16 protein-coding genes, 1 other RNA gene and 1 riboswitch are annotated in these 15469 nt (G+C 58.8%); of the genes, 2 read left to right on the forward strand and 15 right to left on the reverse strand.

Annotation, left to right across the window (positions count from 1 at the left end; genetic code table 11):
* The 6 genes from pflB to B5F39_RS00110 all read right to left on the reverse strand — a co-directional run bounded on the left by pflB (position 1) and on the right by B5F39_RS00110 (position 6018).
* Positions 1 to 2232, reverse strand: coding sequence for a formate C-acetyltransferase (gene pflB, locus B5F39_RS00085; protein WP_087362806.1), 2232 nt, complete (start codon positions 2230 to 2232; stop codon positions 1 to 3).
* Positions 2233 to 2314: 82 nt separating this feature from the next.
* Positions 2315 to 2399: riboswitch (ZMP/ZTP riboswitch) on the reverse strand.
* A 133-nt stretch (positions 2400 to 2532) separates the two neighbouring features.
* Entirely contained in the window at positions 2533 to 3060 is a 528-nt protein-coding gene (locus B5F39_RS00090) for a chromate transporter (protein WP_087362807.1), read from the reverse strand.
* The gene (locus B5F39_RS00095; RefSeq protein ID WP_087362808.1) at positions 3047 to 3613 is read right to left on the reverse strand and encodes a chromate transporter; all 567 of its coding nucleotides are present in this window, start codon (positions 3611 to 3613) and stop codon (positions 3047 to 3049) included. The genes B5F39_RS00090 and B5F39_RS00095 overlap by 14 nt, the downstream gene beginning before the upstream one ends.
* 49 nt (positions 3614 to 3662) lie before the next feature.
* A complete protein-coding gene (locus B5F39_RS00100; protein ID WP_087362809.1) occupies positions 3663 to 4484 on the reverse strand; it encodes a MerR family transcriptional regulator in 822 nt (273 codons plus the stop codon).
* A gap of 43 nt (positions 4485 to 4527) precedes the next feature.
* Positions 4528 to 5538, reverse strand: coding sequence for an SPFH domain-containing protein (locus B5F39_RS00105; RefSeq protein WP_087362810.1), 1011 nt, complete (start codon positions 5536 to 5538; stop codon positions 4528 to 4530).
* Positions 5539 to 6018: an NfeD family protein gene (locus B5F39_RS00110; protein WP_087362811.1), complete on the reverse strand. Its 480-nt coding sequence runs from the start codon at positions 6016 to 6018 to the stop codon at positions 5539 to 5541.
* Between the two features lie 192 nt (positions 6019 to 6210).
* Between B5F39_RS00110 and ffs the strand changes: the two genes are divergently transcribed.
* Positions 6211 to 6310, forward strand: an RNA gene (ffs, locus tag B5F39_RS00115) — signal recognition particle sRNA small type.
* A gap of 53 nt (positions 6311 to 6363) precedes the next feature.
* Positions 6364 to 6831: a hypothetical protein gene (locus B5F39_RS00120; protein ID WP_087362812.1), complete on the forward strand. Its 468-nt coding sequence runs from the start codon at positions 6364 to 6366 to the stop codon at positions 6829 to 6831.
* Here B5F39_RS00120 and B5F39_RS00125 read toward each other — a convergent pair whose 3' ends face one another.
* The 9 genes from B5F39_RS00125 to B5F39_RS00165 form a co-directional block, all read right to left on the reverse strand.
* The gene (locus tag B5F39_RS00125; RefSeq protein WP_158095874.1) at positions 6832 to 8583 is read right to left on the reverse strand and encodes an ATP-binding protein; all 1752 of its coding nucleotides are present in this window, start codon (positions 8581 to 8583) and stop codon (positions 6832 to 6834) included.
* 25 nt (positions 8584 to 8608) lie between these two features.
* Positions 8609 to 9307 carry a response regulator transcription factor gene (locus tag B5F39_RS00130; protein WP_087362814.1) on the reverse strand — a complete coding sequence of 233 codons (699 nt, stop codon included), beginning with the start codon at positions 9305 to 9307 and terminating at the stop codon, positions 8609 to 8611.
* A 4-nt stretch (positions 9308 to 9311) separates the two neighbouring features.
* The gene (gene phoU / locus B5F39_RS00135; RefSeq protein ID WP_087362815.1) at positions 9312 to 10001 is read right to left on the reverse strand and encodes a phosphate signaling complex protein PhoU; all 690 of its coding nucleotides are present in this window, start codon (positions 9999 to 10001) and stop codon (positions 9312 to 9314) included.
* A gap of 30 nt (positions 10002 to 10031) precedes the next feature.
* On the reverse strand, positions 10032 to 10859 hold the full coding sequence (gene pstB, locus B5F39_RS00140; protein WP_239390978.1) for a phosphate ABC transporter ATP-binding protein PstB: 828 nt from the start codon (positions 10857 to 10859) through the stop codon (positions 10032 to 10034).
* Positions 10860 to 11723: a phosphate ABC transporter permease PstA gene (gene pstA, locus B5F39_RS00145; protein WP_087362816.1), complete on the reverse strand. Its 864-nt coding sequence runs from the start codon at positions 11721 to 11723 to the stop codon at positions 10860 to 10862.
* Positions 11720 to 12634: a phosphate ABC transporter permease subunit PstC gene (gene pstC, locus B5F39_RS00150; protein WP_087362817.1), complete on the reverse strand. Its 915-nt coding sequence runs from the start codon at positions 12632 to 12634 to the stop codon at positions 11720 to 11722. The genes pstA and pstC overlap by 4 nt, the downstream gene beginning before the upstream one ends.
* A 33-nt stretch (positions 12635 to 12667) precedes the next feature.
* A complete protein-coding gene (locus B5F39_RS00155) occupies positions 12668 to 13495 on the reverse strand; it encodes a PstS family phosphate ABC transporter substrate-binding protein (protein ID WP_087362818.1) in 828 nt (275 codons plus the stop codon).
* A gap of 204 nt (positions 13496 to 13699) precedes the next feature.
* The gene (locus B5F39_RS00160; RefSeq protein ID WP_158095875.1) at positions 13700 to 14665 is read right to left on the reverse strand and encodes a glycosyltransferase; all 966 of its coding nucleotides are present in this window, start codon (positions 14663 to 14665) and stop codon (positions 13700 to 13702) included.
* Positions 14666 to 14897: 232 nt separating this feature from the next.
* The gene (locus tag B5F39_RS00165) at positions 14898 to 15377 is read right to left on the reverse strand and encodes a hypothetical protein (RefSeq protein WP_087362820.1); all 480 of its coding nucleotides are present in this window, start codon (positions 15375 to 15377) and stop codon (positions 14898 to 14900) included.
* Positions 15378 to 15469: the final 92 nt, after the last annotated feature.

Raw genomic sequence — 15469 nt, forward strand, 5'->3', positions numbered from 1 at the left:
TCAGAGCACGCCGTGGAAGGTGCGCGAGACCACCTCTTCCTGCTGAGCGCGAGAGAGCTTGTGGAAGTTCACGGCGTAGCCGGAGACGCGGATCGTGAGGTTCGGATATTTTTCCGGGAAATCCATCGCCTCGCGCAGAGTACGCCTGTCGAGCACGTTTACGTTCAGATGGTGCGCCCCCTGCGCGAAATAGCCGTCGAGGACGGCTACCATGTTCGCGCGGCGCTCTTCGTCGGAGTGGCCCAGAGCTTCGGGAACTATCGAGAATGTGTTGGATATTCCGTCGCGGCACGAGGCGTAGGAGAGTTTCGCCACGGAGTTGAGCGAGGCGAGGGCTCCGTTTTTGTCGCGGTTGTGCATCGGGTTCGCGCCCGGCGCAAAAGGCTCTCCGGCCTTGCGTCCGTCGGGCGTCGCGCCGGTCTTCCTGCCATAGACGACGTTCGATGTTATCGTCAGCACCGAGAGCGTGTGTTCCGCGCCGCGGTATGTCGGGTTCTTTTTCAGCTCGTCCAGAAACAGCTCTATCTGTTCGCGCGCTATCGAGTCAACGCGGTCGTCGTCGTTGCCGTAGGCGGGATATTCACCCTCGGTTATGAAGTCCGTGATGAGGCCGTCGGAGTTCCTGACTGGGCGCACCTTCGCGTATTTTATCGCGGAGAGCGAGTCGGCGAGCACGGAGAGCCCCGCCGCGCCGAAGGCCATGTATCTGTGGACATCCGTGTCGTGCAGCGCCATCTGCGTTTTTTCATAGGCGTATTTGTCGTGCATGTAGTGGATCATGTTCATCGCCTTGACGTATGTGCGCGCGAGCCACGCGCGGTAGAAGTCCATGCGCTCCAGCACTTCGCCGTATTCGAGCACCTCTCCGCGGTACGGCTCGCGCTCCGGCCCGACCAGAGCGCCGCTTTTTTCGTCGCGCCCGCCGTTCAGGCTCATCAGCAGCAGCTTCGCGAGGTTGGCGCGCGCGCCGAAGAACTGCATCTCCTTGCCGACGCGCATCGCGGATACGCAACAGGCTATCGCGTAGTCGTCGCCGTATATCGGGCGCATGAGGTCGTCGTTTTCATACTGTATGGAGTCAGTGTCGCAGGAGACCTTCGCAGTGAAGAGTTTGAATGGCTCCGGCAGCGCCTCCGACCAGAGCACGGTAAGGTTCGGCTCTGCGGAGGGGCCGAGATTATAGAGGGTGTTCAGCATCCTGTACGTGCTCTTTGTGACGAGCGTGCGTCCGTCCTCGCCCACTCCTCCGAGCGCCTCCGTTATCCACATCGGGTCGCCCGCGAAGAGGTCGTTGTACTCCGGCGTGCGCAGGTGGCGCGCCATGCGCAGCTTAAGCACGAAGTCGTCTATTATCTCCTGCGCGCCGCTCTCGTCGAGGACGCCGCGCGCCATGTCGCGCTCGAAATATATGTCGAGGAAGGTCGATACGCGGCCGAGCGACATCGCCGCGCCGTTCTGCTCTTTTATCGCGCCGAGGTATGCGAAGTAGAGCCACTGCACGGCCTCGCGCGCGCACGAGGCTGGGCGCGAGATGTCGTATCCGTAGAGCGCCGCCATCTCCTTCAGCTTGCCGAGGAAATTTATCTGCTGATAGAGCTCTTCGAGCAGCCGGATCTGGTCCTGCAGCATGACTGGAGAGTCCGCAACGCGCGCCTTGTCCTTCTTTTTCTCTTCGATAAGTTTGTCTACGCCGTAGAGCGCGGCGCGCCTGTAGTCGCCTATGATGCGCCCGCGCCCGTAGGAATCCGGCAGCCCCGTGATTATGCCGAAGTGGCGCGCGGTCTTTATCTCGTCGGAGTAGACGCGGAAGACGCCGTCGTTGTGCGTCGTCCTATACTGGAACTCCTTTTCGACCTTGTCCGAGAGTTTGTAGCCGTAGGCCTCGCATGCCTTTCGCGTCATCGTGATGCCGCCGAAGGGGTTGACGCCGCGCCGCAGCGGCCTGTCCGTCTGAAGGCCGACTATTATTTCGGAATCTTTGTCGATGTAGCCGGGGCCGTAGTTCGTGAGCGAAGTCACAGTCTGCGTGTCTATGTCGAGCACTCCGCCGAATTCGCGTTCGAGCTCGAAGAGCCGCTCCGCCCTCTTCGCGAGTTTCTTCGTCCTCTCGGTCGGCCCGCTCAGAAATTCCCCGCCGCCGCGATACGGGACGTAATTCTTCTGAATGAAGTCCCGCACGTCTATCGCGTCCTGCCACTCTCCGCCGTTGAAACCTTTCCATTCATCGTACATTACAGCTTTCCTCCTGAATGTTTTGTAAAAACATCTCCGCCGCGCCCATTTCAAAAGACAAAAAAATGGGCGGCATTCGGAAGGATGCTGCCCAGACGGTCGGCTTTATAAAGTTCCGCGCCTCCACTGTGGTGCTCCACAATTACCCGTCAGGAGACGCGAACGTTCGTTGTGGCTACATTATATTCTATAAATCGGTTTTTGTGAACCATGATAGGAACTTTTTTCTAGAGCATACGAATTTTTTTCAGCAAAAGATATTTTCCGCGCGTTCCGACTGGCGAAGCTTTCGCCCCGCTTTCAGAACAGCAGCACGCCGAGAGCGGCGCTCAGGCAGATCACCTTCGGAACGCTGACCTTCCATTTTATGAGCAACGCAGCGTCAAGCGCCGATATCGCGAGCGACGGGATAAGCCCGTCCCCGGCCGAGCCGTAGTTGGCGAGCGCGAGCTGGAGCGTAACGCCGACTATCATGCCGATGCAGGCGGGGCGCACGCCGACCATCGCGCGCGACATTCCCCTGCTTTCCTTGAAAAATCCGTAGAAGAAGGCCGCGAGCGCCGTTATCGTAAATGTCGGGCTGAGCACGCCGAGCGAAGCGGCCACGGCGCCAGGGATGCCCGCTGCGTGTATTCCGGCGAAGGTAGCGCAGTTTATGCCGAGCGGCCCGGGCGTCATCTCCGCTATCGCGATTATATCCGTCACCTCGCCGGCGGTCATCCATCCGTGGCTGAGCATTTCGCTCGTTATCAGCGGAATCATCGAAAGGCCGCCGAAGCTCGTGAAGCCGATCTTAACGAAGCTCCAGAACAGGCTAAGCAGCACCATCGCCGCGGCCTCCCTTCGTGAAGCGGCTGATTACGAGCCCGGCCGCCGCGCCTCCGACGACGAGCCAGACGCAGTTGACGTGGAAGAAAAGATAAAGGGCTAGCGCCGCGGCAGACACGGCGTAGCAGATTCGCATGGGGAACGCGCCGCGCAGCAGTCCGAGTATCGCGCTCGCCATTATCGGCACGACGGCGGCGCGCACGCCGGTCATCCCGGCCATGACGGTCTCCTGGCTGCGGAATTCCTTGTAAAAGTATGTTATGACGGATAGCACTATCATCGGAGGTATTACCATGCCGAGCAGCGCCGCGAATGCGCCCGGATATCCAGAGTCGCGGTAGCCGTAGAGGAACGCGACGTTCCCGACGAAGAGGCCGGGAAGGCTGCGCGCGACGCTCGTCAGGTCGAGCAGCTCGACGTTCGATATTTTCTTCTCTTCTTCGACGTAGACATGCTGCATCTGAGCGACGATGTTGAGGCCGCCGCCGAATGTAAAGCAGCCGAATTTAAGGAACTGCAGAAAAAGCCTCGCGGCTCCTTTCGCGTTTTTCATAGGACTTCCCCCCACGCGCGAAAGTGTAAAGTCTACACCCGGTGTAAGGTCAAGACCGCGCGGCGGCCGGCAGCCATACCTCGCGGTATCTCATACCGCCGCCGTTCCTGTTTATGGACAGAAACGTGCGCCATAGAGGGTCGCCCGTCACCTTGAGCCGTTCGCGCTCTGCATATTCCCTGAAAGGCTCCAGATAGGAGGCCGGAAGAAATGGGAAGAGCCCCTCGACGCGCACGACCGCGCGCAGGCAGCGGCACGCCGGGTAATACTCGCCGCGCTTGGCGAGCTTTTCCGCTCCGAGCATCTTCGCGTCGTCCTCAGTCAGCCCGAGCCCCGTGGCGTTTTCGTCGCGTCCCTCGCTGACGAACCGCTCCCAGCTCCCGAGCAGCAGCGGGAAGACGAACGGCGACAGCTCCCGCCATTTTCTGAAAAGCGGGAAATCTTCCGGGCGAAGGGTCAAATCTCCGCCGCGCATAAATTCGAGACGGTAGAGCGCCGGGCGGACGCGGTATTCGACGCGCCCGAGCTCCGATGGGGCTCGCTCTATCATTTCGCGGTTTTCGCGCAGCCGGGCGAGTATCATCTCCTTGCGGCGGATTTCGGCTTCGAGCTTCTCTTCGCGGCGCCGCAGGCTCGCGGCGACTATCTCAGGGTCGTCGGTGTTGACGAGCTCTTCCGCCTCTCTGAGCGAAAAGCCGCAGCCTCGGTAGGACATCGCAAGCATCAGCGAGACGATGTCCGGCCTTTCGTAGAAGCGGTATCCGCCCTCTCCCTCGCGCCGTGAGCGTACTATGCCGCCCTTTTCATAAAGGCGTATGCCGCCCGCCGAAAGCCCGAGAAGTTTGGAGATGAGCCCTATGTGGTACTTCATTTATAAAATTCTGCCAAAAAGCGGGGCGTTACGCCCCGCTTCGCTATTTCGCCGTTCCGCCGCAAGCCGGCTGGGCGCCGGCGGCTCCGCCTCCGTTCGGAAACGCGGACGCGCTTCCCGGCTTTTGCGCGGATTTATCAGAGCCGCGCGCCTTCTCCGAACCGTCAGGAATGACGAGCTCCTTCAGCGACGCGGCGAGCCCCGCAACGCCCTGTATCTCCGACGGGATGATTATCTTCGTGGCCTGCCCGTCCGCGGCCTTCTCGAATGACTCGAGGCTGCGCAGCGCTATGACCTCACGCGTCGGCGCGGCCTCGTTGAGCATCCTTATGCCGTCGGCGACGGCCTGCTGCACGGTGCGGATAGCCTCGGCCTCGCCCTCCGCTTCGCGTATCTTCTGTTCGCGCACTGCGTCGGCGCGAAGTATCGCGGATTCTTTTTCGCCTTCGGCTATGAGTATCTTGCTCTGCTTTTCGCCTTCCGCGAGCAGTATCGATTCGCGTTTCTCGCGTTCGGCCTTCATCTGGCGCTCCATCGCCGCCATTATCTCCTTCGGAGGCTCGATGTTCTTGACCTCGACGCGGTTTATCTTAATTCCCCACTTGTCGGTCGCTTTGTCGAGCGTCAGAGTTATCGTCGAATTTATGTGGTCGCGCGATGTGAGCGTATGGTCGAGCTCCATCGAACCGATGATGTTGCGCAGCGTCGTCGCGGTGAGGTTCTCTATCGCGGCGAGCGGAAACTCTACGCCGTAGGTGAGCATCTTCGCGTCGGTGACCTGGAAGAAGACGACCGTGTCTATCTTCATCGTGACGTTGTCCTTCGTGATGACCGACTGCGGCGCGAAATCGACGACCTGCTCCTTTACGGAGACCTTGTTGGCTATCCTGTCGATGAATGGGACCTTTATGTGCAGCCCCGCGCCCCACGTGCAGAGATATGTGCCGAGACGCTCGATTACGTAGACGTTGGCCTGCGGAACGATGCGCACGTTCGCGAAGACCACCATCACGAGCAGGAACACTATGAACAAAAGAAATATCGTCGAAAGCATTTACTTTTCCTCCTGTTTCTCTTTCGTTGTTTTTTCGACTATGAGAGTCACGCCGCGAAGTTCGAGTATCTTCACGATCGCGCCCTTTTCTATTTTCGAGCCGTCGGCGCTGCGGGCCTCCCAGTCGAGGCCGCCGGCGAGTACGCGCCCGTGTTCCGCGATGTTGTCGATCTCCGCCGTCACGGCGGCCTTCTCTCCTATGAGCATGTCCGCGTTCGTCGGCGTGTTCGCCACGCGCAGCACGCGCTTGAAGAAGGGCCGCGTGAATACGAGCGCAAGCGCGCTCGCGGCAATGAACACGGCTATCTGCGCGTTGAAGGAGACTCCGAGCCACGCTGGCAGCATCGTGACGAGCGCCCCTATCGCGAACCAGACGGAGAAGAGCCCGGCCGTCGAGGCCTCTATCACTCCGGCGAGTATCGCCACTATCAGCCAGAATACCACGGGATTGGAAGTTATAAGCGACGCAAGTCCGTCCATCGTCTCACCCTTTCGTGCGCGGCGGCCTTACAGTCGCCGCCCGCCAGTCAAGCATATCACAATCGCGCCGCCTTTGCGATTTATTTTTCCCCCGCGCGGCGCGGCGGGCTGAAGATTTTGACAATCGCGCGAAATCGGATATAATTCTAACGTCGCGGCGTTTCGCGCGCCGCAGGAGCGCCTTTTACAGGGGTTCCAGTCCCATGCGGCGCAGGCCCGTGAACCTCGTCAGGTCCGGAAGGAAGCAGCGATAAGCGGAATCCTGCGGGTGCCATGGGAGCGCTGGAACTCCTGCAAAGGGCGCTTTATCTTTGTCCGCCCGCAGGCGGAAGGAGGCCGCCGCACGTGGACGTTCCCGTCAGAAAATTTCTTCCCTTGAAAGTAATGCCCGAGCCCGGAGACAAACTCGCCGCCGTGCCGTTCTACGCGCTGCCGGCGAACATCGCGGAACGCGGAGTCTTCACGCGGCTGAAGATAAAGCCCGTCACGGCGCTCGTCAACGCTTCGAGCGGAGCCGCCGAGATAATCGAGGAAGAGATAGTCCCGGCGGAATACTCCGGGCTGCCGGCCGGCATAAAAACGGCCCCCGTGAAGCTGAGCCGCGCGGAGGCAGAAGGCGCGGCGGTCGCGGCGGCCTCCGCGTCGTCCCCGCGCGGATGGAAGCGCGGGCTGTGCCGCACCGACATTTTCCTGATAAGCGCGGAACGCGATGCGCTCGCGCTGCGCCTCTATATAATACGCGGCCCGCAGCTCATCGACTCCTTCACGGGCGAGAGCGGCGAGGCCGCGTCTTTGATAGAATTTATTATCTAGCTATTCTTTCGGAAGCGTTATCACGAAGGCCGCGCCGCCGAGCCTGCTTTCGCCGAGCTCCAGCTTTCCGCCGTGGCGCTCCGCTATCCTGCGCGAGATAGAGAGGCCGAGGCCGTAGCCTCCGTTTTTCTTGCCGCTGCCGCGCGCGCGGTGGCCGTCGCCGCGGCGGAAGCGCTCGAATATTATGTCTTTGTCCTTGTCGTGTATGCCGGGGCCGTCGTCGTCTACCACTATACGCCACGAGCCGCCGCCGTCCTCCACCGATACCTTTATCATGCCGGAGTCCCCGTTTCCAAGGCCTATGTACTTGTGCGCGTTCTCCATGAGGTTCAGCAGGGCGCGGCGCAGATCTCCGTAGACGCCCTTGACTTCCGCGCCGTCCGGCGCGTCTATCTCTATTTTTATATCCTTTTTGCGCGGCAGAACGGCTATCTCGTCGCGCACGTCGGATATAAGCTCCTTCAGATTCACATCGCCGAGTGTCGGAAGCTCCGGCGCGGCGTCCGCGTCGAGACGGACGAGCAGAAGCATGTCGTCCACAAGGCGGCTCATCCTCTCCTGCTGGCGCAGCATACTGTCTATCGTTTCAAGGTCCTCGGCGCGCTCAGGCGATTTCATCTGCGGCGCGCTCCTCATAAGCTCGAGCCCGGTCCTTATTATCGTGAGCGGCGTCTGGAACTCATGGCCCGCGTCGATGAAGAAGTCGCGCCTCGCCTCTTCAAGGCGGAGCTTTTCCGTGAGGTCCTGCAATACTATCATGCGTCCGCGCGGGAGCACAAGCGTCGTCGCCTCTACCTCCACCCTTCCGCCGCGCATCACGGTGACGTCGCGTTTGCCGTCAGGCTCGTCCAGCATTTGATATAGTTCGCCAGCCGGCAGTATGACCTCCACCGACGACCCGCGCGCCGGAAGCTCGCCGCCGTTTCCGCGGCATATGCGCGAGGCTTCGCGGTTGATATAGCGGATGCGCTTCTCGTCGTCGATAAGTATGACGCCGACCGGCAGGGCGCCGACGAGCTGCGCGAGCTCCTCCTTGCGCTCCTGCGCCTCGTGTATCGTGCTCGCGAGGGAGTCCTGCATATTGTTGAGAGTGTTGGAAAGCGACTGTATCTCGTCGTCCTCCGTTATCGGGAAGCGCGCTTTCTCGCCGCGCGCTATCTGCGCCGCGGCCTCGCTCAGCGTGTGGAGCGGAGTCATTATCGAACGCAGCACGAGATAGGTGCAGAGCGATATGAGGACGAGCGCCGGTATAAAGTATTTGATGAACGGCGCGCTCGCGTTCTGCATTATAGCGGAAAGCCCAGCGACCGGGTACGACAGGCGCACGACGCAGACTCCGCCGCCAGGCAGCCCGGCCCTGCGCGCGCTGTAGACCTGCCACGAGCGGAGCGTGCTGCTGTAGCGCAGCTCGAAGCCCTCGCCGGTCTCAAATGCGCTTATGACCTCGCCGCGCGTGTAATGGTTCTCAAGCTCCCCGGCGTCGGCTTTGTTGTCGAGAAGCACTTCGCCGTCGGAGCCTATCACCGTGATGCGCCCGCCGGGATACAGCTCTTCCCATACCGCCGCGGCGCTGCGCAGTCCAGGCATCCCTTCCGACTCTGCGGAAGATACGGCGAAGCCGAGATAACGTCCGAGCGTCCCGCGCGCGTCGGCGATGTCGCTGCTGCGCTCAGTATTGTAGATTATGAGGCAGGCCGCCGCCCCTATCACGCACACGGCGAAGGCCATAAGAAGAGCGATTTTCCTCTTCATGGCGAGAGAACGGAGGAAGCGCATGCTATTCGCCCTCCTCCCACGTCAGCCTGTAGCCGCGCCCGCGCAGCGTCTGCGCCGAGAGGGTCGGCTTCTTTCCGTCGTCGAGCTTGCGGCGCAGCCGCGACATGTGGACGTCCACGGTGCGCGTATCGCAGCTTCCGAGCCCCCATATCTTGCGGAGAAGCTCGTCGCGAGAGACAGTGTGCCCCATACGGCGCGCCAGCACCTCGAGTATGGAATACTCCGTCGGGCTGAGGTCTATCATGCTGCCGCGCAGCCAGACCTCTTTCTCAGCCGTGTCGAGCTTGAAGTCTCTGTCTTCTATTATCTTCTTGTTGTCGGCCGGCCCCTGCGAGCGGCGCAGAAGCACGCGCACGCGCGCCAGGAGCTCGTCGAGCGGGAAAGGCTTCCGCATATAGTCGTCCGCTCCGAGGTCGAGCCCCTGCACGACGTCCTCGGCTGAACTGCGCGCCGTCAGCATAAGTATAGGGATGTGGCGCGTCTCGTCGTCGGACTTCACGCGGCGGCAAATCTCCCAGCCGTCCATGAGAGGAAGCATGAGGTCGAGCACGACGAGGTCGGGCATCTCCTCGTATATCAGCGAAAGCGCGTTGTCGCCGTCGTAGGCGCAGACGGTCTTGTACCCCTGCTGCCTGAGCGCGCGGCAGACGAACTGCGCGAGGCTCTCTTCGTCGTCTACGACGAGGATTTTCTGTGCCATGGCTCTACATCTGCCTCTTGCGGCGGTAGTCCGAAGCCTTTACGGAATGCCCCGTGTACATATAGGCGATCCTCTCCGCGACGTTCGTCGCGTGATCCCCCGCGCGCTCGAGGATGCGCGAGACGCTCATCAGCGCGAGCGACTGTTCTATGCGCTCCGGCTTCTCCATTATGAGGAGCAGCAGCTCGCGTATGATCTGCTTGTCGAGGTCGTCCATGTCGTCGTCAAGAGGGAATACGTTCAGCACCGATTCGCCGTCGTGCTTGTCGAGCGCCTCCATAGATATGGAGAGCATCTTCTTCAAAATCTCGACCATGCGAGGGATGTCTATCAGCGGCTTGAGCTGCGGCATCTTCGATAGCGCGAGCGCGGCCTTAGCGATGTTCTCGCCGTAGTCGCCGATGCGCTCGATGTCCACAGCTATGTGCATTATACTGACGACCGAACGCAGGTCCTCGCCGAGCGGCTGGTAGCGCGCCGCGAACTCCATGCAGCCCGCGTCAACCTTTTCCTCGAGCTCGTCTATCGTGTCGCCGTCGTCTATGACCTTCTGCGCGAGCCCGGCGTCGTTGTTCTTGAGAGCCCAGACGGCCTGCTCGACGGATTCCGCCGCCATGCCTCCCATACGGTATATCATGTTCTTCAGGGCCGAGAGGTCCTCATCCAGCCTTTTGCGTGTGTTTATAGTAGTCATCCGTGCTCCGCTCCAATCTATATGCAGCTGTTAACCGAATCTTCCCGAGATGTAGTCTTCCGTGCGCTTGTCGTGCGGCGAGGTGAACATCTTCGCGGTTACGTCATATTCTATCAAATCGCCGAGAAGGAAGAAGGCCGTGTAGTCCGATATGCGCGCCGCCTGCTGCATGTTGTGCGTGACTATGACGACGGTGTAGTCCTTCTTCAGCTCGTTGACGAGCTCTTCGACCCTCAGCGTGGACATTGGGTCGAGCGCCGAGGTCGGCTCGTCCATCAGCAGCACGTCGGGCTGCGTCGCTATCGCGCGCGCTATGCAGAGACGCTGCTGCTGTCCGCCTGAGAGCCCCGTGCCGGGGGTTTTGAGCTTGTCCTTCACTTCGTCCCAGAGCGCCGCGCCGGAGAGGCTTTTTTCGACTATCTCGTCAAGCCTGCTCTTGTCCTTTATGCCGTTGAGGCGCGGACCGTAGGCGATGTTGTCGTATATCGACATCGGGAAGGGGTTCGGCTTCTGGAAGACCATCCCCACCTTGCGCCGCAGCGCTATGACGTCCGTGCCCGGGTCGAGGATGTTCTCGCCGTCGATGTTTATCGTCCCCTCGACGCGCGCCGACGAAATAAAGTCGTTCATCCTGTTGAGGCATCTCAGATAGCTGCTCTTTCCGCAGCCGGAGGGCCCTATGAAGGCCGTCACCTTGTTCTCGCCCATGTCGAAAGTTATGTCCTTCAGCACCTGGCGGTCGCCGTAATAGAGATTCACGTGCTCCGTCTTGATCTTTGTGACGAAGGGGGCCTTCTCCGCTTCGCCCGCCGCGCCGCGGTCGCGGACTTCGACTCGTATGTTCTCTTTACCTTCCATTTATCTGCCGTTCCTTTCCGCCAGCCGCGCGCGGGCTATGACTCCCGCCGCGCTGGTCCCCATTACCAGCCCTATGAGCACGAGTATCGCGCCGTATTCGATCGGCTCCGCCGCCGCCGGGTCAGTCGCCGACGTGGCGAGGACGTATATATGGTACGGGAGCGCCATGACCTGGCTGAAGAGGCTCTTCGCTATATTCGGCGCGAAGTAGGCCGCACCCGTGAACATTATCGGCGCAGTCTCGCCGGCCACGCGGCCTATCGCGAGTATCGCGCCAGTTATTATCGTCGAAGCGGCCGAAGGAAGGACGACTTTGAAAATCGTCTGGGCCTTCGTCGCGCCCAGCGCGTACGAGGCGTCGCGGTAATCCTGCGGCACCGCGAGGAAAGCCTGCTCAGCGACAGTCACCACCAGCGGCAGAGAGAGGCAGGCGAGCGTCAGCCCCGCCGAAAGCAGGCACGAGCCGAACCGGAGGAACACGACGAAGAGCGAGAGCCCGAAGAGGCCGAAGATGACCGACGGCACCCCCGCCAGCGACCTTATCGAGATGCGCATGAGGCGCACGAACCAGGTATCCTTCGCATATTCGGCGAAGTAAAGCCCCGTGATTACGCCGACCGGGAGAGCCACCCCCATCGAGACGACGACGAGCTGCATCGTGCCGATGAGCGGCGTCAGTATGCCGCCCGCCATCATTCCGTCGCGCGGCGGCTGCGTCAGAAATTCTATCGAGAGAGTCCCCGCGCCCTTCTTGAGCAGATAGAGCGCCACGGCTCCGATGACCGCGACGAGCGCGAACGCCACGAGGCAGAAAAGAGCCGTCGAGAGCCTGTCGAGAACCCTGCGTCCGTATGTACGGTTCATCTCTTTTCACCTCTTTTTTCTATATATAACGAAGCTAGGTTTATAGCCAAAGTCATTATCAGAAGTATCAGTCCGGCGAAAAAAAGCGCGTGATAATGCGTGCTTCCCACCGGCGTCTCGCCCATCTCCGCCGCTATCGTCGAAGTGAGCGGGCGTATCGGGTCGGTGAACATAGTGGGCAGTATAGCCGCGCCGCCCGCCGCCATAAGGACGACCATCGTCTCGCCGAGAGCCCTCATCACGCCGAGCAGAGTCGCGGCGATTATTCCCGGGAGCGCGCTCGGGAAAACGACCTTGAAAATCGTCTCGAGCCTCGTCGCGCCGAGCGCGTAAGAGGCGTCGCGCAGCTCGCCCGGCACCGCGGCGAGCGCCTCGTCAGAAAGCGAGGCTACCGAAGGAATTATAAGGAACCCCAGCAAAATCGAAGAGTTGAGCAGATTCAGCCCGCTCGGGATGCCTATAGCCACCTGCATCCAAGGAGCTATTATCATCATGCCGATAAATCCGAGGACTATCGACGGCAGGAAGCCGAGCATTTCAAAGAGAACTTTGAAAAACTGGCGAACCTTGCGCGGCGCTATCTCCGCGGAGAAAATCGCGAGCGCGATGGAGACCGGGATCGCCATCACGCTCGAGAGGACGGTGGCCGCGAGCGTTCCCGCTATCAGGGCCGCCATTCCCAGCGCCGGGGGTTCTTCCGTCGGGTACCAGTCCTTCGAGAAGAACATCTCCCCCAGCGACGTAGATTCAAGGACGGGCAGCCCGTTCGCCACCAGGAACCCGAGGATGAAGATCAGGACGACGATTCCAGTCACCGCCACGCAGAAGACTACGCGCGACATTATCCTGTCTCCTCTGCCCCCGAACCCCTGCGAGGCTATGGACGCCGTTTTGTTTGCGCTGCTGTTCATAAGGGCTGTCCGCCTTCTTCCTTCAGAACCTTGCTACTTTACTTCGCGGAGCGAGACGTAACCGGTGCTGTTGACTATCTTCTGTCCGGCGTCGCTCTGCATATACATAAGGAAGTTCAGGACTTCGCCCTGCGGCCAGCCGTTGGTGAACATGTAGAGGAAGCGGGAAAGCGGATACTGCCCGTTGCGCGCGGTCGCGGCGCTCGCGGCGACGCCTTCGACCTTAAGCCCCTTGACGGTGTTGTTGACGTAGCCCATGCCTTCGTAGCCGATGGCGTTCGGGTTCTTGCTGACGGTGGCGAGCATAGCGCCGCTGGAAGCCGTGACCTGGGCCTTCGCCGTCACGCGGGTCTTCTCGCCGGCGTCCATGATCATTTCCTGCCACGTGCCGTAGGTGCCGGAGCTGGTGTCGCGTCCGACTACCACTATCGGGGCGTCGGCTCCGCCGACTTCCTTCCAGTTGGTGATTTTGCCGGAGAAGATGTCCTTCAGCTGGGCCTTCGTGAGGTCGGCGACCTTGTTGTCCTTGTGGACGATGGGAACGATGCAGTCAAGCGCGACCGCGAAGGGAACGGGGTAGACCTTCTTGCTGATGCAGTTCTGGACTTCAGAATCCTTGATGAAGCGCGAAGCGTTGGCTATCTGCGCCGCGCCGTCGGCGAGGGACTTGAAGCCGTTGCCGGTGCCGGTGCCGGAGACCGAGAACTGCACGCCCTGATGCTCTTTCATATACTGCTCGACGGCAGCCTGCCCGAAGGGAAGGACCGTCGTTGAACCGTCCATTACGATAGGAGCCGCCATCGCCGCCGAGGCCGCTCCGAGAACCAATGTTGCAACTAATGCGCTAAGTACTTTCTTCATAGGTACTCCTCCTATAAATAGTGTACTTGGAAGTATATTCCCGAGCGGTTAACGATGTGTGTACGAAATGTAACGGTAATGTAAACGCCAAAAAAGCCGGACGCGGCAAGGGAAAAAGACGGATAACCATTATTTCGCGTCCGGGCGCTTGTTTCGTACCTGCATAGCACCAGGTATATATCGATGCTTGCGAGGCGCCTAGCGTTATTTGGTAATCTTTTTGATATTTCTGATGTTGTCCGTGAACTGTCGCCAAAGTCTGCGTATGCAGTCGCAGGAATGTCTGTGGTAGTATCTGTCATTGACCGCAGCTTTATAAAAAGATTCAACGATCTCCTCTTTCCACGGAGTGAACAGAAGATAATGCCAATACAGCATATCGGCGTTGCTGACCGTCACCATTTGCCACGGTTTGCCTTTGAGGTAAAAATGCCAGATTCGCCTGAGTGAAAATAAATCATCGTATACCCTGTCAGGCGCGAAATTATATTTTCTATCCACATACAAAATATCCCCTATAAATTCCGCGTTTATGAAATCCTGATCCGGAGTCTTTGGACTATAGCGCTTAATGTATGCTATGGCGTTTTTTGCCATTGTTAAATCTTTTCCGTATTTTGAGCGCATGTTATCAAGATTTACGACTAAGACACCTGAATTGATATAGCGTTCGTAGTTCAGTCCACGTGAGTCCGTTTTTATATCACTTTTAGGGATCGTTATGTCAGGGAGTGAATGAACTTTTTCCCAGCAAACCCCGCACACGCTGTGTTCATCGTCTTCCGCGAATTCGTGCCAAAGTTCAGAGATATCCAAAGTTACAACTACATCACAGTCTAGATATAGAACTTTTCTTATATCCGTCAACATCTCGTGCATACATAAACGGTATAGAGAGCCGCGGGTAAATCTTAAACAAGCATCGTCTATATCAGGAGTCAGACACCTATTGAAGTGGTTGGATATATCGATAAAACGGATATCAGCACGCGCAGAAGGCGAATTGGCGGCGCATGTTTCCTCCAATTTTATTTTATTACATTCCGTCAGCGTTTCGTCGTGCAGCACATGAAAAAACACATGCGCGCTCGTGTTCTGAAGGACAGAGGCGATAACAACGCCTGCGTGACGCGCGTAAGTCCCGTCTGGATCGTAAATAGTGAGAGCCAAGTTTACAGTAGTATTACCTTCGAATGGATGGATGGATGGATGGATGGATCTTTTTTCTGAAGTAATTTCAAGTTCCGCACGTCCTTCCCTTATCTATAAAGCCCCAGCAAAGCTACACGGGTACAACTACATCATATCTAACCAACAACAACGGTACCTTTTGTAATTCCTCCATTGCGTAAACGGCACGAAGATTTACCTGCGCGCCGTTTACTTGATTTTTTCAGAATCTTTAATCCTCGCACTTCGCTATCGCGTCTTCGGCGGTGGCGTTTATGCATATTATGTCCACTATGCCCGCGCCGTAGCGCTCGAGCATCGAGGCCGGGCAGTATATGCTGTTTCTTATCACGTCCTGGTTGGGGATCATGCTCTCGCAGTCCACGAAGCTTTTGTAGCGTATCTCGCCGTCGCGCATGTCGAACTCGAAGTTGCCGTTTTTCAGTCCGTAGTTGGCGCGGCACACGAAATCGGCCATCGTCGTCATCATTTTTTCGTCGTTTTTATCCGCGCCGATCGGGGAGCGTGCGTACACGGTGTAGTCGTCGACGTCCACAGTGATGAAGTATTTAGCCTCTTTGATTTTGCCGTCGAGGTTCAGCCCGAAGGTAAACACTCCTTTTTCTTCGTCGAAATCGAAGTTCCATTTTTCTCCCTCTAGGAAGCTTTTAACCGCGTCGGCTATGCCGGCGGAATATTCTCTTGTTTCCATTGCAGACACTCTCCCTCATATAGATTCGTGTTCCGGTACAGGATATTATGCTTTCCGGGACAAGTCAATGACGCCGTGCTGAGACGCGGCGC

The sequence above is a fragment of the Cloacibacillus sp. An23 genome, assembly GCF_002159945.1.
Taxonomy (GTDB): Bacteria; Synergistota; Synergistia; order Synergistales; family Synergistaceae; genus Caccocola.